Source organism: Halorubrum ruber, assembly GCF_018228765.1.
GTDB lineage: Archaea > Halobacteriota > Halobacteria > Halobacteriales > Haloferacaceae > Halorubrum > Halorubrum ruber.
In genome coordinates, this window is record NZ_CP073695.1 from 432,032 (window position 1) to 451,879 (window position 19,848).

Below are 19,848 nucleotides of genomic sequence, written 5' to 3' on the forward strand. Positions count from 1 at the left end.
TTGCGGGCCGCGGAGAATAAACGCCTCGGGTCGGCGGAGAGGTGCTGAGAGGGAACGCGCCGGGTCGACGAAGGCCGCGGCGACGACGCGTCGGCCCCCTCACGCGTCGATCCAGGGCTCGTCCGGGTCGGCGCCGGCGGGGTCGGGTGCGCACACCTCGAAGCAGGCGCCGTCCGGCGGCCGGAGCCGCCGCCCGTCAGGGAGCCCGATGGGGTCGTCCGCGGGCGCACGCAGCTCCACGCGCCACCCGTGCGACTCGACGACCTCGCGGACGATGTCGAGCCCGTACCCCGTCCCGTCCGCCCGCGTGGTGAACCCGGAGTCGAACACCGACTCTCGGTGGTCGGGGTCGATCCCCGTCCCGTCGTCGGCGACGAGGAACCCCTCGTCGGTGGCGGTGACGAGGACGGTGAGGTCGTCTCCGTCGGAATCGTCCCCGCTCGCCTCGGCCGCGTCCGGCATCCCGTGCTCCGTCGCGTTGCGGAACAGGTTCTCCAGCGCCTGCCGCATCCGGCCGCGGTCGCCGTACATCCGGGCGTCGCGGGCGACAACTAACTCCGCGTCGTCGCCCTCGGCGGCGGTCTCCCAGGCGTCGCGGGCGACGCTCGCGAGGTCGAACTCCGCGGGCTCGTCCATCCCGGTTCCCTGCCGCGCGAGGGTGAGCAGCTCCGAGACGAGCCGGTCGATCCGGTCGACGGCGCGCTCGCCGCGTTCGAGCGGCTCCGTCTCCCCGCGCAGCCGCGCCATCTCGATGGAGCCGCGAATCACGGAGAGGGGATTCCGCAGGTCGTGCGAGACGATGCTCGCGAAGCGGTCGAGCCGCTCGTTCCGGTCGGTGAGCCGCCGCTCGCGCTCTTTCCGCTCGCTGACGTCGCGGGAGTTGATGAGCAGTTCGCCGACCGGGCTGTCGGCCGGCAGTGACCGCGTGCGCGACTCTAACCACACCCAGTCTCCGTCGGCGGCCCGGTAGCGGTACTCCAGCGTGGGCGCCGCGTCGGGCTCGGTGAGCGCGCGGTAGAACCGCTCGGTCACCCGGTCGCGGTCGTCCGGGTGGACGTAGCCGAGCGGGGAGCGCCCGACGGTCGACCCCTGCTCGTAGCCGAGTACCTCCTCGACGGAGGGGCTCTCGTAGACGACGAGCCCCTCGCCGTCGACGACGGTGACGAGGTCGCTGCCGTACTCGAGGAAGGCGCGGTAGCGCTCCGGGAAAGTGCGGTCCGCGTCGACCCGGCGGACCGTGACGATCCGCCCGCCGAAATCCGGGGCGAGCTCCTCGTCGACGACGGACTCGACCCACGCGTATCCCCCGCTCGCGCGGCGGATCCGGTGGGTGACTGTCCGGCTCGTCGCGACCGCCGACAGCGCGTCGGCCACCGGCTCGCGGTCGCTCGGGTGGACGCGGTCGAGGAGATCGCTCCCGACGAGCGCCTCGCGCTCGACGCCGACGACGTCGGGCACCGACGGCCCGGCGAACAGCACCTCGCCGTCGACGGCGACGGCGAGCAGGAACCGGTCGGGCTCGATCGGGCGCGACCACCCCTCCGCGGGCGTCGCGCCGAGGCCTCCCGACCCCTCGTCGGCGTCGGTCGGTGACGGCGGAGAGCCGTCGGCATCGGCGCGCTCGTCCGACCGACCCGGCCGCTCCGCGTCGGCGGTCGGCGCGTCGGTCGCGGCTCGGTCGTCGGGGTCGGGGGCGTCGCCCTCGTCAGCGCCGCGGACCGGCGTCGACGTGTCGGATGGCCGGAGGGTCACGGTGAGTTCTGATCCGTCGTACGGACGCGGGGTGATAAAACTGCGCGGCGGGAAAATCAAACGCGATAACTCGGTTCGGGCGTCGGACCGATCCAGGCCCGGCGCGACCCTCGGGCGCCGTGGACTTCTCGCGGCTCGCGAGATGTCGCCCTCGCGGGCCGTCACACTTCGTCGACGACGGTCCCCTCCGCCCACGCGGCCTCGAAGCCGTCGCGGACGCGGGCGGCGAACCCGCGGTCGCGTAAGTCGAGCATGCCGAACAGCCGGTCGGGCGCGAGCGGGTCGGCGACCTCTAAGCACACCTCCTCGCCGTCGATGAGGTAGAAGTTCCCGTACGCGTCCTCGGTGATCCGCAGCTCGAAGGGGCCCTGCGCGATCGTCAGCGTCGCGCGGTCCTCGTCGACGGCGGCGCGGGCGTCGTCGAACACGCTCGGCGAGAGCAGCACGGAGACGTCGACGCCGCTCCGAATCGCCGCGAGGAGGCGGTCGAGCAGCTCCGGCCCCTCGCGGTCGACGTCGAACTGCGCGGAGACGTCGGTGGCGACGACGACAATCGACTCCTCGGCGGCGTCGATGCGCTCGAAGAGGAGGTCGAGCGAGTCGTCGGCGCCGACCGCGGCGGTCCAGAACTCGTCGTCGGTCGCCTCGGCGTCCGCCAGCCGGTCGATCAGCTCCGACTTGCCCGACTCGTACGTCTCGATCCGCTGTCGCAGCTCCCGCCGCTTCGCCTCGACGAGCCGGTCGACGGCGACCGCGGGCTCGACGGGCGCGTACCGCTTCGGCTCCCGGTCGGTCTGGACGCGGACCAGCCCGCGCGACTCTAAGCCGCCGAGCGCGTCGTAGATGCGCCCCTTCGGCACGCCGCTCTCCTCGGCGGCGGCCGCGGCGGTCCCGGTGCCGAGCGCCAGCAGCGCGCGGTACGCCCGGTCCTCGTAGCTCGACAGGCCGAGGTCGCGGAGCGACTCCATGCCTTCCCGTAGGCCCGGCCCCCACAAAGCGTCGGCGCTCTCCGCCGCACGAGTATATAAAAGAACGCGCGTACAACGTCCGACCGTTTCGCTGTCGCCCCGCGACGGTCGGCCGCGGATCCGCTCTCGGAACGATTCAACGCGTCCACAACCGGTGAAATTCCGGTCTCGGCGAACTTCAATCGCCACCGAACTCTGTGGTTCATCTACGAAAACAGATACGTTGTTGTCATAGGTTCCCGAAGGGTATTACGTCGCAGTCCCGTACCCGTTCGCAGTTACATGAGTCGAATCCGGACGGCCGCCGTCCTCCTCCTCGTCGCGTCCCTGCTCGCGACCGGCACGGCGGTCGCGCAGACGGCCAACGACACGGTGCGCGGCGACCCCGACATCGAGGCGTTCGCGCCGGAGACGGCGTTCGTCCCCGGCGAGGAGTCGACGCTCCAGGTGAGCCTGAACAACCGCGGCGACATCGACGCGCAGGGGGCGGACAACCTCGAGAGCGAGGTGGTGACCGCCCACGAGACGACGGCGCGGATCCTCACCGGCGACGCGGCCAACCGCGAGGTCCCGTTCGACGTGCGGACCGGCGAGCAGACCGTCGGCGACGTCGCGCGCGGCGTCACCGGGCCGATCGAGTTCACCGTCGTCCCGGACAAAGACGCCGAGCCGGGCGTCTACCGCGTTCCGATCCGACTGGAGTACCGCAACGTCGAGAGCGCCGAGGTCGACGACGGCTCCACCGTCCGCGACGAGGAGATCGTGACGGAGACGGTGTACGTCTCCGTGGAGATCACGGACCGCGCGCAGTTCGCGGTCGTCGACGTCGACGGCGTCGTCCAGGCCGGGGACAACGGCCTCGTCGACGTGACGCTGCGGAACGTCCGGAACGAGACCGCCCACGAGGCCAGCGTGGCGGCGAACCCGATCGACCCCGACCTCTCCTTCGCCACCGACGCGGGCACGACCGAGACGTACGTCGGCGCGTGGGAACCGGGCGAGAACCGCACGTTCACCTACCGGCTGGCCGCCGCGGGCCAGGCGACCGCGCGAGCGTCGACGCTGGAGTTCGACGTCGACTACCGCGACGCCGAGCGCGCGAACGCGGCCGCGCGGACGGTCCGGACGGGCGTGACGCCGCTCTCGCGGCAGGCGTTCTCCGCGGAGGGGTTGAACAGCACGCTGCGCGTCGGCGAGGACGGCTCGTTCACCGTCGAGGTTCGCAACCGCGGCCCTCGCGACATCGAGAACGCGGTCGTCGTCTTCAGTAACGAGGCGCCCGCGCCCGAGGGTGTCGGGCAGGAGACGGTCCAGTCCGACCCGAACATCGTCCCGCGCTCGACGCGGGACACGGTCGGCGACCTCGCGGTCGGCGAGACCGCGACCGCGACGTTCGACGCCGGCCTCCGGACGGACGCGAACCCCGGCGCGCGGACGGTCAACGTGGCGGTCCGCTACCGCGGGCTCGGCACCGACGAGGGGGTGAGCGCGAGCGAGGGCGACGACGGCACCGTCTCGCTCGTCTCGACGGGGTCGGCCGGCGACGTCATCGTCTCCGACACGCTCGACGTGGTCGTCGACGTCGCCCCCGAGGCGGACGTCTTCGCCGTGTCGCCCGCCGAGCCGAACGCGACCGACCCCTCGTCGGTGACGCCCGGGTCGACGGTCCGGTACGACGCGGTCGTCCGCAACACCGGGCCCGAGCCGATCTCGAACCTACAGGCGAAGCTGTTCGTCGACTCGCCGCTCTCCTCGTCCGACGACGAGGCGTTCGTCACCTCGCTCGACCCGGGCGAGGAGACGACGGTCAGCTTCGAGGTCGCGGTCGACGGCGGCGCGACGCCGAAGACGTACGCGGCCGCGGTCGACTTCCGGTACGACGACGCCGACGGCGACGAACAGCTCTCCGACACCTACCGGCTCCCGGTCGAGGTGACGACCGCCGACGACAGCGGGGCCCTCACCTCACCGCTCGGGATCGTCGCCCTGCTCGGCGTCGTCGCGGTCGGCGGCGCCCTGGTCTGGCAGCGCGGCCGGGTGAGCCGGGCGATCGCTCGGCTTCGAAGCCGGCTCCGCTCCCGATAGATGGACCCCGTCACCCGGCTGTTCGGCGCGATCACCGACCGGGTCATCGAGCAGCCGCGCCGGGTCGTGATCGCCTGCCTCGTCGTCACCGCCCTGTTCGCGCCCGGCATGGCGCTGCTGGAGGCGAGCGCAGGCAGCGACCAGTTCACGGACGGGATCGAGGAGGCGGACGCGCTCGACCGCGTGAACGAGCGGTTCGAGCCCGCGTTCGGGGGTGACGACCCGACGACGCAGCTGATCCAGCGCGACGTAAACGTGCTCGACCGCCGCGGCCTGCTCGACATGCTGGCGACCGCCGAGCGGTTGGACGAGCGCGACGGGTTGCGGGTGACCGACTTCTCCGCCCCGGCGATGGACGTCGCGGCCGAGCTCGACGAGGACGCCGACACCCCCGAGGACGCCCGCGACGCGATCGAGCGCGCCAGCGACGGCGAGATCGACGACGCGGTCGACGCCGCGGCAGAGGACCCCGGCTTCGCGACGCTGCTGTCCGACGATTTCAACAGCGAGTCCGGCACCGCCTCTGCGTCGCTCGGCGTCGTCTCCCACTCGTTCCCGGCCTCGGCGGACACCCAGGCGATCCAAAGCGAGGCCCGCACCGTCGCCGAGGAGGCCCCGGGTGACATCACCGCGTTCGGCGGGGGGATCGTCGATGATGAGTTCGAGCGCGTCATCTTCGACTCGCTGTCGATCGTCGTGCCCGCGGCGCTCGCGGTCATCCTCGGCCTCTTGGCGTACGCCTACCGCGACCCCTTCGACTTCGTGCTCGGCGGGATCGCACTGTTGATGACGGTCGTGTGGACGTTCGGCTTCACGGGGTACGCGGGGATCGCCTTCTCGGAGGTGCTGATCGCGGTGCCGGTCCTCCTCTTAGCGATCGGGATCGACTTCGGGATCCACACGGTAAACCGCTACCGCGAGGACCGCGCGGCGGGCGCGCCGCCGGAGACGGCGATGCGCGGCGCGCTCGGCCAGCTCGTGGTGGCGTACTCGATCATCGCCGGCACGACGATCATCGGCTTCCTCGCGAACCTCACCAGCTCGCTGCCCCCGCTCCGGGAGTTCGGGTTGGTCGCCGGGCTCGGGATCTGTTTCACCCTCGTCATCTTCGTCGGCTTCCTCCCGGCCGCCAAGCTGCTCTTAGACCGCTGGCGCGCAAAGCGCTCGCTGCCCGAGTTCGGCTCCCGCCCGCTCGGCGCCGAGGACTCCGCGCTCGGGCGGCTCCTCCCCAAACTGTCCGCGATATCGCGGCCCGCACCCGCGGTCTTCCTCGTCGTCGTCCTGCTGATCACGGCCGGCGCCGCGGGCTACGGCGCGGGCGTCGACACAACCTTCGAGCAGGACGACTTCCTGCCGCCGAGCGAGGAGCCGGCGTACATCGACTACTTCCCCGGCCCGCTCCAGCCCGGCGAGTACACCGCGACGGAGACGATCAACTTCCTCTCCGACAACTTCGCCACGAGCGAGGACGACACCGTCACCATCTACGTGGAGCGGCGCATGACCAGCGACAGCGCCCTCCGCAGCCTCGCGCGCGCCGAGCGCGACCCGCCCGACTCGTTCGTCACGGTCGACGGCCGCGCCAGCGCCGACAGCGTCCAGAGCGCGATCGACGCCTACGCCGCCGAGGACCCAGAGTTCGAGCAGCTGGTCGAGGAGTCCGCGCTCGACGACGGGCGGCCGAACCGGAACCTCGACCGCATCTACGCCGAGCTGCGGAACTCGCCGTACGACGACTTCACCGGCGAGTACCTCGCCGACGACAGCCGCTCGACGCGGATCGTGTACGCCGTCGAGTCCGACGCCAGCGACGCCGAGATCACCGCCGACGCCCGGCGCGTGGCCGACCGCTACCGCGGCGACGCGACCGCGACCGGCCAGATCGTCGTGTTCCAGGCGGTCGCGGACACGATCTTCGACTCCGCGATCGTCTCGCTGGCGGCCGCTCTCGGGCTCTCGGCGGTGTTCCTCGTAATCTTGTTCTGGCTGCTGCTCGGCAGCCCGACGCTGGGGCTCGTCACGCTCGTCCCGGTCACGGTCGCCGTCGCGACGCTCACCGCCACGATGCGGCTCGGCGGCATCCCGTTCAACGCGATCACCGCGACGATCCTCGCGATCACTATCGGGCTCGGGGTGGACTACACCGTCCACGTCGCGCACCGGTTCCACGACGAGTACCCCCGCGGCGGCGACGTCGACGCCGCGGTCGTCACCACGCTCCGCGGCACCGGCGGCGCGCTCACCGGCACGTGGGCGACGACCGCGCTCGGCACGGGCGTCCTCGTCTTGGCCATCACCCCGATCCTCGGCCAGTTCGGGCTGCTCACCGCCGCCAGCATCACGCTCGCGTACCTGGCGTCGCTGATCGTGTTGCCGCCGGCGCTCGTCGTCTGGGTCGCCGTCGTCGAGCGCCGCCCCGGACTGCTGTTCGTGGGTCGCTTCCTCGACGCCGCGGGCGCCATCGACGCCGACGCCGAGGGCGACGCGACCGACCGAGCTCGGACCGACGGCGGGACGGCCGACTCCGGCGTCGCCGACGACGCCGACGCGTTCGAGTGGCAGACCGACCCACGGCCGCCCGCCGAGGACCCGAGTCAGAAGGATTAAACGCTCGCCGCGGATACCGGCTCGTGAGGGCGCGTAGCTCAGCGGACAGAGCACTTGGTTCCGGACCAAGATGCCGCGGGTTCAAATCCCGTCGCGCCCGCTATCTGCGAACGAAGTGAGCAGTAGCGGCGCATGCGGGATTTGAACCCTGCCAGTCGCAGCCCGCGCAGCGAACGGAGTGAGCGAGCAGGACCGTCTGGCTCTGGTTCAAAGTCCCGTCGCACCCGTGTTCTCGCGTCGCTTCGCTCGCTCGAACACGGGTGCGACTGGCTCCACGCTCGCTCCCTTCGGTCGCTCGCGTGGATCCCGTCGCGCCGTATCGTTCTACCCGACCGATAGCAACAGCGTAGAACTGTGAAACCGTAACAGCGCCGACTACTCGTCTTCGAGGGCGTCGTAGATGTCTCGGTTCGCATCGCGGTCGTCTGCCGCGACCCGTCGAACCAGTTCCTGCCAACTATCCTCCATCACACCGTCAAGCGGCGAGGTCAGTTCTGCGCCTTCCTCTGTGACCATATCCGAAGAGACGCTTTGAGGGTCGTTACTACTCGCCGACGCTGTTGAGCGCGCTGTTCAGCTCGAAGAGTTCGCGGACGGCATCGCTGTCCGCGACCCGGTACCGACGCGGTGACGTGTTCGGAACCTCCTCGATGAGTTCGACCTCGATCAGGAGATCGGTGTAGTTACCGACGGTTTGGCGCGTGACGCCGGCGTGTTCTGCGAATTCGGTTTTGTTGAACTCGCGGTTCGGCGGGAGATCGAGCAACGCGTCTACGAGAATTGGGATCGCATCGTGCTGCGTGAGGTACAGCCACCCGCTCGGGTGCTCCTTCCGGAGCTCTTTCTTCGCCCCGCGGTCGTCCGCCTGTTCCAGACTACTCATACAGAGAGACACCATCTGTATGTGTATAAGCGTTCCCACTAGCGTTAACTGTCATTAACAGCCTTTATGTATGAATGGATTCATCCCTCCGCTATGGAGAAGCCGTCGGTGAAGTGTGCCCTCCTGGCGACGATGATAGCGAAACACAAGTGGGGCACACCGATCACGGAGGAGGCGCTCCTCAATCTCTCAGCGATCGACGGCGACTACCCGACTGCGCGTGACGTCTATGCGGACCTTCGACGCGAACCCTACATCACTTACCGCGGAAACCGCGGTATCGAGCTCAACAAGAGTCGCTTCGACAAACTCGCCGATGTTCTCTACCACGAATGCGGCTGGGAAGCCTGGGAGATCGATAGTCGCCTGAAACACTACGAGGGCATCGAGGAGCATGATTGGAAGTGAGTCCTCTATACAGACCGACCAAATCCACACTGAGCCCCGACGCGAGATATCCGTTCTGTATCTCGCACGGATGGCACATACTACTAAACCAGTTGTCAGAAACGGCAGTTTTGAAACGGCCGAATTCAGCCGCCTCACACCTGGAAGGTCTCGTCGTTCGACGGCCGAACCAGCGCCCGTCGCGCTGGTCGAATATACTTCTGACCGACCCATCGACATTCAGAGAATACCCAGTGGACTGACTGAAGTCATCAGCGAGTAAATCTCGATATGGCTTCCTCTTCCGGTTCTTTGATTTGATATCTCATACTAAAAATATATTTATCCGGCGTTTGATATTCGGGCATGTATCGGTTCACGCCGGACGAAATTGACTACGAGCGGGCCAACCACCAAGCGGTCATCCAAGGGGCGGACGACATAGACGTGAAGCGAATCGGCAACCTCGGCGAGCTCGCGTTCGAGCAGTTCTGTCGCGAGTATCTCCCCGTCGAGATGTGGGAGTGGGAAAACGAGGAAGCAATCCGGCGGTGTAACTCCGAGAGCTTCTCTGGGCATGACTTCGAGGTTTTCGGCTACACGGTCGACGTGAAGTCATCGCGGGACGTCTCGGCCTTCCTTCCCGAGTCGCTCGTTGAACGCGATCCCGATGACGACATCGTAGTAATGGTCTGGCATCGAGATAACGAGGATAGTCTGATGTTGCTCGGGTGGGAACGCCTCGAAACGCTGAAATCGAAGGTCGAAACGGAGAAGGCGTTCTCGGGCGAGTCCCCGGAAAAACTCGACCACCTCGCGGCCCGCCCGATGAACGAACTGATCGACCTCGGTCCTAACACCGCTCACATGAACCAGAAGCCGGAGAATCCGTTCTCACCAGGGGATCGGGTGGTGAAGGCTGGCGACTCGGAGCCGTCGGTGGGAATCGCCGTCGAGGTACTACCGCCGGAGCAGAACACCGGCGCGTTCGGACACGAAATGGACGGGGAAGCGGTGCGGGTCGCGTTCCCGAGTTCGCTCGATGAGGGACCAGGTGCGTGGCGGGACTACCACCCCGCGATCCTCGCGTCGTACTGTGACGATCAGGACATCAAACTCTGGACGTACAAACACGAGAACCTCGCGTTCGCGGAGAATCCGTACGTGGCAGGTGACAAGGTAATTAAGACCAGCCACAGCGACCCGAACACGGCCGTCGTGGTGGAAGGCTCCGAGGAGCGTGAGGACGACAACGTGACTGTCGCATTTTTGGGTGACTTCGAGGAGGAGGACATCTTGCCGGGAGAGCTTGCGACGCACTGTGAGGCGAACGGGATCAAGTGTTACACGTACGAGTATTCGGAATTGGATTTCTCAACATAAGCCTCATCCAGCTACCGAAACGGACTGGTTGCTCTGGCGAGTGGATTTTTATTCAGCGGCGAAAACTTCGATCTTGAATGAAAGCATCGACCGCGAAGGAGGAACTGCTTGATAAGGGTTACAGATCGATCACGAGCAGTTTGAACAGCTCTGTAAGATGGTGATCGAGCGTGCGGAGCCAACTCGTGAACTTGAGCTAACGCCCTTCCGTGGCGATGGCGGGATCGATATTCACGCCGTTATCGATCGAGAACTGTTCCACGCTCGGCTCGGCGTACAAGCGAAACAATATGCTACCGGGAACAGCGTCGGCGCCCGCACCCTCCGCGGATTTAAAGGCGCTCTCTCGGAGCAACAGTATCACATCGGAACGGTGATCACGACCTCCTCGTTCACCTCTGGAGCCGAGACAAGCGCAGACCAAGATTTCATCCGATTGATCGACGGTGACCGTCTCACAGACATCATGGTTGAGAGCGGCATCGGTGTCGTTACAAACGACGAATCCTACGAACTTGACCCCACGTTCTGGAGTGCGTTCGAGAAGCCGGAGCGCACCGATACCATCCCATCTCTAGAGGTACCACAGGCGGACAACTTTGAGGTGATTCGCACTGTCATCCAAGCGGTCGGAGTGGGTTCTGATATTAAACCCGATATCGCAGAATACGTTCGAAGACGGACGGATTCAGACAGCTTCGATCCACGGCAAGCGGATTACTACGGTATTGCTGCGTGGCTTCTCCAGTTCCTCCACAAAGAACAGGAGGTCGAGATTGACAACCACACGATCCGCCGCTGGGGACTCACCCGCCTCGGCGAGGAATATCTCACGTATCTCGATCGCGGCAATCGAGAATCTGCGGACGCCCTCCTCACACAGCAGATCCGTGATGTCGAGATCATCTCCCGTGTATACGCTCAACTCGAAGAAGACGGTACTCTCTCCCGACGCGATATTACGGAGATCCTCGCAGACGAGACCACTCTCTCGGATTCAACCACGCGTCGACGCGCCCGAACCGTTGGCGAGTGGCTCGTTTGTCTCCCTGAAATCACGACGAGCGGCCGGGGATCTGAGCAACAATACGTGCTGGACTCAACGCCACGTTGAGCGGTCTCCGACAGCTCATTCAGTAAAATCCGAGAGAGTCTTTCTCCGCTGCGCCTCTGCTGGAACGTTTGTAATGAGAACTTCTGAGACCTCTCCGCGACTACTGGCATCGCTGTTTATCGCACGAGTAGCATCTACATATCTGATCGAGAACATGCCGTGGTCCTCGTATAACTCCGTGACTGGCGGGGAGTTAGAGAGGATCACGGAAACATCCATTTCCGTGAGTTCCACCACGACATCGCGAAGTCGGCGTTGATCCTCTCGGTCGAATCCCTCTGCTTGGTACGAATTGAAATCCGCGGTTTTCGACACCGGTTCGTACGGCGGATCAAAATACACAAGATCGCCGCTGGAAGCCTCATCGACGACGTAGCTGAAATCCGTATTGAACACGGCCGTGCCTTGGAGGACGCGCGATGCCTTTCGGATCCGCTGTTCTTGTACCCAGTCTGGGTTTGAATACCGGCCGAAAGAGACGTTAAATTCGCCGTCACTGTTCTCTCGGTACAATCCGTTGAAACAGGTCCGATTCAAATATAAAAGCAAACTCGCCTCTCGGACTCGCTCGTCCCGCGTTAGATTCGACTGTGAGAAGAGCGCATTAAACTCCGAGCGAGCGTTATAGTAGTATTCTTCCGTGTGTTCGTGCGTCTTGTTTTCGTCTATAAGTGCGTCTGGTTGATATCGAACGATCTCATAAAAGGTAGTCAACCGCGTGTTCAGATCGTTGATCGTTCCATCGTCAGGATCTTGATCAAAAAAGACAGCGCCACCTCCCACGAACGGTTCGTGATACGCCTCATATGTGGTTGGAAACAGCGCCGTGATTTCTGAGAGAAGCTGGCGCTTTCCACCTGCCCATTTTAAGATCGGCTCTACCATTCAGTGTAGATCTCCTCGGTATTCGCAAAAAACTGTCCCGTTGGGGTAGTATGGACACTTGAGATGTGGTTTAGAGATCCGTCAGCCGCAGCACGACTGTATTGTACTCTATCGGGCTTTGAGTGGAAGAGACGGACGGAGGGGGGTGCGTCCAGCAAACTACAGAGGTACTCGACTGCGATTCCAGTGTCGTAACACGAGACACGATCCCAGAGTCGCCTCTGTATCGAATTCGACACTCGTATTCATCTCTTCAGGGTCATCTTCGCCGGGAGGGGGGTGCGTCCGGCAACGAATCGCAGCGCACGACGCTCCGGGACGGCCCACAACCATTTATCAAAACTCCCGGCGACGCCTGTCTATGGACCACAACGTCTCGCGAATCCACGAGCACGACCTCCGCTCGGTGTGGGAGAACGAAGAGCGGGATTTCACGCAATGGTTGACAGAGAACATCGACCTGCTCGCGTCCGAGTTGGGGATAGAAATTGAAGACGCACGAGCTGAGGAAGCCGTCGGTGACTTCTCGGCCGACATCGTCGCACGAGAGATGAACACCGGTGAGACCGTCGTTATCGAGAATCAATACAATCGGACGGACCACGACCACTTGGGGAAGCTCCTGACGTACTCGTCGGGAAAGAACGCTGGGTTCACGATGTGGCTCGCCGAGGAATTCCGGCCGGAACACCGGAGCGTCCTCGAATGGTTGAACGAAACCGGGCCGAAAGGTGCGAAATTCTTCGCGATCAGACCCCGCGTCGTGAGTATCGAGGGATCCGAGGAGCGTGGGTTCGAGTTCGAAGTCGTTGTCGAGCCCAACGAATGGGAACGCGAGGTGAGCACCGAGTCGCTGTCCGACCTTGAGCGTAGCTACCGGCAGTTCTTCGCCGAGATGGTCGAGGCGTACTCGCAGCGACGGCCGACTTGGTACAAACTCAAGCCCGGACCTCGGAACTATCTAACGTTCAGTGCCGGTATCGGGGGCGTCCGATTCGGCTGGGTGTTCCACCAGGGGCCGGAGTTCTCCGTTGAGCTCTACATCTCCACGTCGGATAAGGAACGCAACGAGGAGATATTCGAGGCGCTGAAACGCGACCGAACGGAGATTGAGAGCAATTTAGGCGTCGAGTTAGAGTGGGAACGTTTGCCTGAGAAACAAGCATCCCGGATCAAACAGCCTGAAGATATTGATCGGACCATCACCGATCTCACCGCAGACCAGCGAAATCACTTGGTCGAATGGGGGGTGGATGCGATGGACGAATTCCAGGAGGAGTTCGAACCACGTCTTTCCGCTCTCGGCTCCAACTGATCGCTGCTTCTACCGGTGTAACGAACTCGCTGCGTAGGTGCCTTCCATCCTCCCCGTCTTGTCGGACGCACCCCCCTCCCCCACTATCTAGTTTGAACTACAGCTCCGATGAGATTCCCTACTGAGACTCGTTTCAGGAGTATACGGTATACACAGCGCAAAATTTGAAAGATACCGCCCTAAGAACTCATCTACAAATTATTTCATGACAGCGGCCCCAGCGTGTCACATGGAGTTTATTCGGTCTGACTCGAAGGACGTTCGAATCCGTGTTCATCTCCGTGCCGGCAGTATGGATGGTGATGACGTGGTTGCCTACGAGGATGTAGATGAACTCCCCGACGACGCAGCGACTCGAATACCACAGATTCTCGATGATCACCCTCTCGAACGGTATCCAGTGGGAGCATATATTGGAACATTATCCCCACCAGGACTCGAATCGAGACAGATCCGCGATCCAGATGAGGTTCTCTCAGAGCCATATCCAAGAGATATTGAATTAGCTGAGTTTCCACCTGAAGAAGACCAACTGTACAAGTGGTAGAACGCCGAATTTTATCCATTACGTCCTATCTGTGGAGCCAACTATCACACACACTTCTGCTGACAGTGGGTGAGCGTGATAGCGGGTCGCAGCAAACCTGTGGGATGAGTAGCTCAACCTACCTGCGATCAATCTGAGCCACCCAGAACGTGACAACCACGATTTATACGGGCCGGCACACCACCCTATCAGCATGGAAACCCGCACGGTCCATCTCGATTCCCTGTTGACGGACGGGTTGTTCGATATTCCGAGCTACCAGCGCAGCTACTCGTGGACCGAGCCCCAGCTCACGGACCTGTTTGAGGACCTCCTATACCTCCCAGAGGCGAAGTCGCACTTCTTCGGGAACATCATCCTCCGCAAGCAGGACACCCAGTTCGAGACGGACCGCCGCCGTCGGTTTGACAAGTACGACGTCGTGGACGGCCAACAGCGGCTAACATCGGCGATTATCTTTCTCTACGTCGCGTCGAAGTTCGACGACACGATCGCGGCGACACTCGACGAGGATAACCTCCTCTTCCCCGTCAAGGAGCGACCGCGATTACTTCCACAGGATCAGGACTCCGAGTACTTCCGTGACGGACTCCTCGGCTCCGCATCCATCGACCCGGAAACGCCGTCGCAGACGCGGCTCAAGGCTGCCGCGGACTTCTTCACAGAACAGTTTGAGGAGCTCGATGATCCTGAAGCCGTAGCCGATCTCGCAGAGACGCTCCGGTACGACTGCCGGATCAACGTTGTCGAGATCGATGACGGCTCCGAGGCAGCCTCGATCTTCGAGAGTCTCAACGATCGCGGCCGACCACTGTCGACACTCGACAAAACGAAGAGCTTCCTGATGTATATGGACGACCGCTCCAGCAATCAGGGCGCTCTCGAAACCAAGATCAAACAACGCTTCGGGAGTATCTACCGGGACCTGTTCGTTTTCAACACCGGTCATAATCGGGTGAATGACTTCGATGAAGACAGCTTCCTTCGGTTCCACTGGGGCATCTATGACGGCTATAACTCTGATGAGTATTTCAACGGGTTCGAGACGCTGAAAGATCGACTCCGTGAGCGGTTCCGCGCCGGCGAACTCGACGCCGTCCAGTCGGAAATTGACGCGTACGTCCAAGACCTCCGTGAGGCCGCGACGGCGTTCTCAGCGATACTCCAGCCGGATGTCCCGGATTCCGTTGAACTCTCCCTTACACGACTCCTAGAGCTCGGACGATTGGCGAACGTTCTCCCCGTCCTGATGGCGTCGTATCTGAACTTTGCCGACGATGATCCCGAGGGCTTCGCTGCCGTCGTCGACGCATGTGAAACGCTCGTGTTCCGGATGTACGCAATTGACTCACGGCGATCGGACACGGGCCGGGGACGACTCGTTCGACTCGCTCACGACGTTCACACGACACCGTCGATCGATCCCGAGACAGTCGTCGAACGACTCGACTCGATCACACAGCGATACACGGACGACGACCGGTTCGAGCGCCAACTCCGCGATCCGGACTTCTACCAGAGCACGTCGAGTCGAGACACGAAGTACCTGCTCTATCACTACGGGCAACAGGTCGAATCCGAGGCCGGCGAGGAGGTCCTGACAAGTCCCGGGCATATTCTATCGACCGAGTTCCAAGTCGAGCACATCCTTGCTCGGAAGCTCCCCGCCGATGCGATCCCCGAGAGCCTCGTCGACGAGTTCGATGAGCACGTCCACCGTCTCGGGAACCTCACGCTCGCCAGCCGGTACTGGAACAGTTCGTACGGTAATCTGCCGTTCGCCGAAAAGAAACACGCGAGCGGCGGACGCGAGAAGGAGTACGCCTCCTCGTCCTTGCGCGTCCAGCGGGAACTCGCCGCGTTCGACACGTTCGGGAAGTCGGCCATCGATGAGCGGACCGACACGCTCGTCGAATTCGCGCTCGATCACTGGTCTATCGATCCCGCGTCCCCCGAGCCGGATTCAACGGATGTCCCCGCTGAGTTCACCGGGTGGTTCCCGTCCGACTTCTTCGACCGCCTCACCAGCAAACAGGAGGCGATGTTTCGGGTTCTGTACGCCGCCGAGGAGCCCTTGCTCACCGACGACCTGATTGAACGGATGGAAGACGAGTACGGTGAGACGGTTGGTGGCAGTAGCGGTCTTTCAGGCATTCTCGCGGGACTGACGTCGAAACACTCCAAGGAGTTCCGCCACTCGATCATGTCCACGTCGTGGGTAGGAGATCAGTTCGAATGGGTTCTCACGCTCGATTCTGCTCAACGGGAGCAGTTCGAAGCAGAAATGGATCTGAAGTGATCTCGCCTCCCGTTTGAGGAATGTCGGAAACATACTACAGTAGACTCATAGAGTCGGATCATACCAACTGCTGCCGCTCGACCTGAACCTCACCGTTCAGTACCGTCACCAACCAGGTAGAGGGGGCGGTCTCCTGTGTCGATGTGCTAATTTCCGCAGTCGGACCAGTGACGATGAGGGGTGTCTCGTAGCCCGCTATGGAAGCGCGACTCCCGACGTGTAGATGCCCCGAGACGATTAGGTCCAACCACCCCTCGGCCGAGTCGAGGAACTCCCTGAGATCTAGATGATTCGGATCAGTTCGATGGATCGGCGACCCATTCTCGCCGACTGCCGGATACGGCGTGTCGTGTAGGACGAGGATCGATACCGAGCCCCCATCGTCGCCGGGCTTCTCCGGCGGCGGACTCGAAAACTCTCCCGCCCCGTAATCAAGTCCAGAAAGTCGGACGGTACCGTCGCCAAACACCACGGTCTCACCACCGATATGGATTCCTGGACCCTGACGTAACGTTCTGTTACCCGCTTTGTTGTCGTGGTTCCCGTGGATGTAGTACACCGAAACCCCCGCGTCGTGGGTGCGTCGGATCTCCTCGCGAACGTGGCCTCTGTCTTCTCGGGTTATCTCGTGGTCAAACACATCGCCTGCGTGGACGACCGCGTCGATGTCGAACAGTTGGAACGATGCGATACCGACGAGCATGAACGCCGAGGCAAGTCCCGCCACTACGAGGGCGGCGTCGACGGCGTCGAATTCCATTTTCGCCATGCGAGCGGCCGGGCCACGGTGATCCGCATATACTCCCGCATTCAGTACGGTCTGTGCCCGTTCCGTGTCACTTTGAGGTACATTTAAGTGAACCACCGTGCCCGCGAGGGTCGATGGGATTCAAAAGTCTCGTCGACCGCGACGGCAGCGGAACCGTAACGATCGACAAACAGCACCTCGAACTCGACGGATTAGTCGCCGAGGACGGATCGATCAAGGAAGCCGACGCGCACACTCAGCGCGTCGGCGAGCGCGCGTACCTGGTGCGCTTCCCCGAGGACGGCGAAGTTCCGACGCTGTTAGAACTCGTGGGGCGAGCGTGAAACCTCGTGGAAAGGGGTTCTCGACGCGACCCCGTGGGGTCCGACGTAGATGTATTCACGATCCGCGATCTATGTACTTCGCTCAGCGCGCTCGCCACGTGAGGTACATAGAAATCGGTTGGGTTGCGGGTGGCGGCCGCGGTGATCGTGGTCGATCCGTGGGTACTACTTCAGCACGGATCAGTTCAGTCACTCCAGAACGACGGGATCGTGACCCCCGTACATACGATGTGGTATAAATGAGCCGTCGAACCAGCCTCAAACTCACCGATGAACGCGAACGGCAGCTCGAAAAGGCGAGCGAAATTGTGGCGAGCGGTCCCGACGACGACCCGCCCATGAGCGTGGTGATCGACGCCGCGCTCGCGCATCTGATACAATCGGAGGCTAATATCCACAAGGCTCGTGACGAACTCGATCCGGGCACAATTCAGCAGTTCAACACGGACGTTATCGGGTTGCGGTACAGGATAAGAATAGAAAGCCGCTGGCGGTAGATTTACGCCAGATAATTGAAAGAGTGTACAGCTAAAGAATTAGCTTGAGCTTTTAACCGTGGCCGTATCCTCGTAGATTGCGTTACCGCTCGGGTCGTGAATAAGTCTAATTGTGATAGAATCATCGGCAGATGCGGTCCCAACGCCCTCTACAACTGCTGTGGTTCCGCTTTGCCACGTGTCTGTGAGAGTGGAATTGCTCGCAACTGTACCGCTCCTATCACCATCAACAACGATTGTAACTTCTCTCGGGTCGATGTCCTGACCACCGGTCTTAGTAATCTCCACATCTACACCAGTACCATTGTCAGTTACATCATCTATACTGAAACTCGCCTGTGGCGCGGTGTCTCCTAACTGATCGCCGAGTCCGAGGACGAACGTCCCGATGACGGCGGCCAGAATGACGGTAATCGCGACCATGAGTATGACCCCGATAACGGGGCTGACAGCACGGTCTTCTCCTTTGGACGGGTTGCTTGGTTTCATGATTGAACCCAGCTGGGGCCGAGGACTCGTTCCCGAGACTGATGTCGGACCAAGTCCTTCGGATTGCTGGCTACTCGGAAAGACGCTGATCTGGTATATGTACTTAATGGCGTGGGTATCACGGGTGAAAATTTGAGGCATGAGTTCAAATCCTGTTGTCACAAAATCACGTGTATGGTCCCCACGGCAGTCTCTCTCGCTCGCACATATAGCGATCGTGAGTATCCGGATCCTTGGGAGAAGGTACTCGACTATCGGCGGGTTCGAGAGTATGCGGCCGAACATCCTAACCACGGCCGAATCCGAGTCGGGAAGGCTCTCGATCTTCCGTCGGGTCGCGTTCGAGGATGGCTCGACGGAGGGATGCCGGACTCCGTCCGTGGGATTCAAACTGCGATTGATCACGGCTGGCTCGACCCGGACCCCGAGAGTGAGACGGCCGCCGCGCTCGTCGAGCTGCTCGCACACGTCCTCGCGGGCGGGAGCATCGCGACCGAGAGCTACGGCCCTGCGGTGACGCCCGGGAAACGAGTGAGCCCCACGGAGGTCCGGAACGCCTTCGAGTGCGTCGGCGTGGAGACGCGCACCCGCAACGCAGACACTCCGAACCGGGCGACCGAGATTGTCCCCACGTGTGCCGGGACTGTTCTCGGTCGGTGCCTCGTTGCGATGGGCGCGCCGACCGGCGCGAAAACGTCGCTCGATCACCTCCCTGCGGTTGTGTGGGATGTCCCTCGATCGGTCCGGCGGTCGTTCGCGCGGATATACGTTCGACACCGCGGACTGAACTACGCCGACAAATCGACGACTCGCGTTCAGGTCGAACGACCGAGTTCGTTCATCGAAGAACTGCGCGAGGTACTCGACGACGTGATCGACGAGCGTGTTACGACGGCCGACGCCGGGCTCACCATCTCTGCGGCCGCCGCCCGCGAACTCGGTGTCGAGTAGCGCCGTCGGTTCAGTTCACTACTCTTCGAGGTCGTCCGCGTCGAGGTCGCCAGGGAGGTAGGCCCGCCCGCGTTCGGTGATCCGGTTGTACCCTCGCTTCTCGGAGGTCTTCTCGACGAGTCCATGCTCGTCGAGGATCGGGAGCCGTCGATTCACCGTCGGGTGAGAGACGCCGTCGACGTTGTGAGAAATCACCGCTGGGGGAAAGTCGTGTAAGTTCGCGACGTTCCGCCACGTGAGCGGGTGTCCGTCCGCTCGGTCGCCCCACGACGCCCGCAAGGCGCGGGTGACCAAGTATCGGAACGACGGCGTCCCTCGGGGCGTCGTTTCGGACCAGCTCAACGCGAGCGAGGACGTTCTCGACAAGCACTACGACCGCGCTTCGGAGCGCGAGAAGGCAGACCGCCGCTGGCGGATTATACAACAACGAGTGTCACACAAATTCAAGCTGATTACAGCGGGATAATTACGGGACCCAAATCCAGTCGCGCCGTATCGTTCTACCCGACCGATAGCAACAGCGTAGAACTGTGAAACCGTAACAGCGCCGGCTACTCGTCTTCGAGGGCGTCGTAGACGTCCCAGTGAGCATCG

19 protein-coding genes, 1 tRNA gene and 1 pseudogene are annotated in these 19,848 nt (G+C 62.8%); 13 read left to right on the plus strand and 8 right to left on the minus strand.

All coding sequences use genetic code 11. From position 1 onward, the window contains the following. Positions 1-99: 99 nt before the first annotated feature. The gene (locus tag J7656_RS02035) at positions 100-1,752 is read right to left on the minus strand and encodes a PAS domain-containing protein (RefSeq protein WP_017343648.1); all 1,653 of its coding nucleotides are present in this window, start codon (positions 1,750-1,752) and stop codon (positions 100-102) included. A gap of 161 nt (positions 1,753-1,913) precedes the next feature. After that, on the minus strand, positions 1,914-2,720 hold the full coding sequence (locus J7656_RS02040; protein WP_211553919.1) for a TrmB family transcriptional regulator: 807 nt from the start codon (positions 2,718-2,720) through the stop codon (positions 1,914-1,916). Positions 2,721-3,002: 282 nt separating this feature from the next. Here J7656_RS02040 and J7656_RS02045 point away from each other — a divergent pair, with 282 nt between their 5' ends. From J7656_RS02045 to J7656_RS02055, 3 genes are all read left to right on the plus strand, one after another. After that, entirely contained in the window at positions 3,003-4,805 is a 1,803-nt protein-coding gene (locus tag J7656_RS02045; RefSeq protein ID WP_211553921.1) for a COG1361 S-layer family protein, read from the plus strand. Next, on the plus strand, positions 4,806-7,412 hold the full coding sequence (locus J7656_RS02050; RefSeq protein ID WP_211553923.1) for an efflux RND transporter permease subunit: 2,607 nt from the start codon (positions 4,806-4,808) through the stop codon (positions 7,410-7,412). Positions 7,413-7,439: 27 nt separating this feature from the next. Beyond that, positions 7,440-7,512: transfer RNA gene (locus J7656_RS02055), tRNA-Arg, on the plus strand. A 275-nt stretch (positions 7,513-7,787) separates the two neighbouring features. On the opposite strand, the gene J7656_RS02060 is transcribed toward J7656_RS02055, so the two are convergent. After that, positions 7,788-7,928 carry a hypothetical protein gene (locus J7656_RS02060; protein ID WP_017343652.1) on the minus strand — a complete coding sequence of 47 codons (141 nt, stop codon included), beginning with the start codon at positions 7,926-7,928 and terminating at the stop codon, positions 7,788-7,790. Between the two features lie 28 nt (positions 7,929-7,956). Next, a complete protein-coding gene (locus J7656_RS02065) occupies positions 7,957-8,295 on the minus strand; it encodes a hypothetical protein (RefSeq protein ID WP_017343653.1) in 339 nt (112 codons plus the stop codon). Positions 8,296-8,388: 93 nt separating this feature from the next. Here J7656_RS02065 and J7656_RS02070 point away from each other — a divergent pair, with 93 nt between their 5' ends. The 3 genes from J7656_RS02070 (at position 8,389) to J7656_RS02080 (ending at position 11,179) form a co-directional block, all read left to right on the plus strand. Further along, complete coding sequence (locus J7656_RS02070; RefSeq protein WP_017343654.1) at positions 8,389-8,703, plus strand: hypothetical protein; 315 nt, start codon at positions 8,389-8,391, stop codon at positions 8,701-8,703. Between the two features lie 345 nt (positions 8,704-9,048). After that, positions 9,049-10,065 carry a DUF7961 domain-containing protein gene (locus J7656_RS02075; RefSeq protein WP_017343655.1) on the plus strand — a complete coding sequence of 339 codons (1,017 nt, stop codon included), beginning with the start codon at positions 9,049-9,051 and terminating at the stop codon, positions 10,063-10,065. 157 nt (positions 10,066-10,222) lie between these two features. Further along, on the plus strand, positions 10,223-11,179 hold the full coding sequence (locus tag J7656_RS02080) for a restriction endonuclease (protein WP_249191486.1): 957 nt from the start codon (positions 10,223-10,225) through the stop codon (positions 11,177-11,179). A 15-nt stretch (positions 11,180-11,194) separates the two neighbouring features. On the opposite strand, the gene J7656_RS02085 is transcribed toward J7656_RS02080, so the two are convergent. Continuing rightward, positions 11,195-12,064, minus strand: coding sequence for a DNA adenine methylase (locus J7656_RS02085; RefSeq protein ID WP_026046247.1), 870 nt, complete (start codon positions 12,062-12,064; stop codon positions 11,195-11,197). Positions 12,065-12,425: 361 nt separating this feature from the next. Here J7656_RS02085 and J7656_RS02090 point away from each other — a divergent pair, with 361 nt between their 5' ends. From J7656_RS02090 to J7656_RS02100, 3 genes are all read left to right on the plus strand, one after another. After that, entirely contained in the window at positions 12,426-13,379 is a 954-nt protein-coding gene (locus tag J7656_RS02090; RefSeq protein ID WP_211553925.1) for a DUF4268 domain-containing protein, read from the plus strand. Positions 13,380-13,608: 229 nt separating this feature from the next. After that, entirely contained in the window at positions 13,609-13,926 is a 318-nt protein-coding gene (locus J7656_RS02095) for a hypothetical protein (RefSeq protein ID WP_211553926.1), read from the plus strand. 193 nt (positions 13,927-14,119) lie between these two features. Then, a complete protein-coding gene (locus J7656_RS02100; RefSeq protein WP_211553927.1) occupies positions 14,120-16,225 on the plus strand; it encodes a DUF262 domain-containing protein in 2,106 nt (701 codons plus the stop codon). A 58-nt stretch (positions 16,226-16,283) separates the two neighbouring features. Here the strand turns inward: J7656_RS02100 and J7656_RS02105 are convergent, their stop codons facing one another. After that, positions 16,284-16,994 carry a metallophosphoesterase family protein gene (locus J7656_RS02105; RefSeq protein WP_249191487.1) on the minus strand — a complete coding sequence of 237 codons (711 nt, stop codon included), beginning with the start codon at positions 16,992-16,994 and terminating at the stop codon, positions 16,284-16,286. A gap of 113 nt (positions 16,995-17,107) precedes the next feature. Between J7656_RS02105 and J7656_RS02110 the strand changes: the two genes are divergently transcribed. Beyond that, a complete protein-coding gene (locus J7656_RS02110; RefSeq protein WP_006113927.1) occupies positions 17,108-17,317 on the plus strand; it encodes a DUF8053 family protein in 210 nt (69 codons plus the stop codon). Positions 17,318-17,556: 239 nt separating this feature from the next. Continuing rightward, complete coding sequence (locus tag J7656_RS02115; protein WP_211553928.1) at positions 17,557-17,814, plus strand: DUF7386 family protein; 258 nt, start codon at positions 17,557-17,559, stop codon at positions 17,812-17,814. 39 nt (positions 17,815-17,853) lie between these two features. On the opposite strand, the gene J7656_RS15145 is transcribed toward J7656_RS02115, so the two are convergent. After that, positions 17,854-18,588 (minus strand): type IV pilin N-terminal domain-containing protein, encoded by a 735-nt coding sequence (locus tag J7656_RS15145; RefSeq protein WP_321169246.1) that lies wholly within the window; start codon positions 18,586-18,588, stop codon positions 17,854-17,856. On the opposite strand from J7656_RS15145, the gene J7656_RS02125 reads away from it, so the two are divergent. Beyond that, complete coding sequence (locus J7656_RS02125; protein ID WP_211553930.1) at positions 18,478-19,254, plus strand: hypothetical protein; 777 nt, start codon at positions 18,478-18,480, stop codon at positions 19,252-19,254. The genes J7656_RS15145 and J7656_RS02125 overlap by 111 nt on opposite strands. 18 nt (positions 19,255-19,272) lie before the next feature. On the opposite strand, the gene J7656_RS02130 is transcribed toward J7656_RS02125, so the two are convergent. After that, a complete protein-coding gene (locus J7656_RS02130) occupies positions 19,273-19,449 on the minus strand; it encodes a hypothetical protein (protein WP_211553932.1) in 177 nt (58 codons plus the stop codon). 37 nt (positions 19,450-19,486) lie between these two features. Between J7656_RS02130 and J7656_RS15225 the strand changes: the two are divergent. Further along, positions 19,487-19,720: pseudogene (locus J7656_RS15225) on the plus strand (hypothetical protein); the annotation flags it as partial. Positions 19,721-19,848 lie beyond the last annotated feature (128 nt).

Bases quoted from the DNA above. Each gene is read 5' to 3' on its own strand.
- J7656_RS02040 (WP_211553919.1), bottom strand. From the start codon at position 2,720: ATGGAGTCGCTCCGCGACCTCGGCCTGTCGAGCTACGAGGACCGGGCG.
- J7656_RS02045 (WP_211553921.1), top strand. From the start codon at position 3,003: ATGAGTCGAATCCGGACGGCCGCCGTCCTCCTCCTCGTCGCGTCCCTG.
- J7656_RS02050 (WP_211553923.1), top strand. From the start codon at position 4,806: ATGGACCCCGTCACCCGGCTGTTCGGCGCGATCACCGACCGGGTCATC.
- J7656_RS02060 (WP_017343652.1), bottom strand. From the start codon at position 7,928: ATGGTCACAGAGGAAGGCGCAGAACTGACCTCGCCGCTTGACGGTGTG.
- J7656_RS02065 (WP_017343653.1), bottom strand. From the start codon at position 8,295: ATGAGTAGTCTGGAACAGGCGGACGACCGCGGGGCGAAGAAAGAGCTC.
- J7656_RS02070 (WP_017343654.1), top strand. From the start codon at position 8,389: ATGGAGAAGCCGTCGGTGAAGTGTGCCCTCCTGGCGACGATGATAGCG.
- J7656_RS02075 (WP_017343655.1), top strand. From the start codon at position 9,049: ATGTATCGGTTCACGCCGGACGAAATTGACTACGAGCGGGCCAACCAC.
- J7656_RS02080 (WP_249191486.1), top strand. From the start codon at position 10,223: ATGGTGATCGAGCGTGCGGAGCCAACTCGTGAACTTGAGCTAACGCCC.
- J7656_RS02085 (WP_026046247.1), bottom strand. From the start codon at position 12,064: ATGGTAGAGCCGATCTTAAAATGGGCAGGTGGAAAGCGCCAGCTTCTC.
- J7656_RS02090 (WP_211553925.1), top strand. From the start codon at position 12,426: ATGGACCACAACGTCTCGCGAATCCACGAGCACGACCTCCGCTCGGTG.
- J7656_RS02095 (WP_211553926.1), top strand. From the start codon at position 13,609: ATGGAGTTTATTCGGTCTGACTCGAAGGACGTTCGAATCCGTGTTCAT.
- J7656_RS02100 (WP_211553927.1), top strand. From the start codon at position 14,120: ATGGAAACCCGCACGGTCCATCTCGATTCCCTGTTGACGGACGGGTTG.
- J7656_RS02105 (WP_249191487.1), bottom strand. From the start codon at position 16,994: ATGGCGAAAATGGAATTCGACGCCGTCGACGCCGCCCTCGTAGTGGCG.
- J7656_RS02110 (WP_006113927.1), top strand. From the start codon at position 17,108: ATGGGATTCAAAAGTCTCGTCGACCGCGACGGCAGCGGAACCGTAACG.
- J7656_RS02115 (WP_211553928.1), top strand. From the start codon at position 17,557: ATGAGCCGTCGAACCAGCCTCAAACTCACCGATGAACGCGAACGGCAG.
- J7656_RS02125 (WP_211553930.1), top strand. From the start codon at position 18,478: ATGGTCCCCACGGCAGTCTCTCTCGCTCGCACATATAGCGATCGTGAG.
- J7656_RS15145 (WP_321169246.1), bottom strand. From the start codon at position 18,588: ATGTTCGGCCGCATACTCTCGAACCCGCCGATAGTCGAGTACCTTCTC.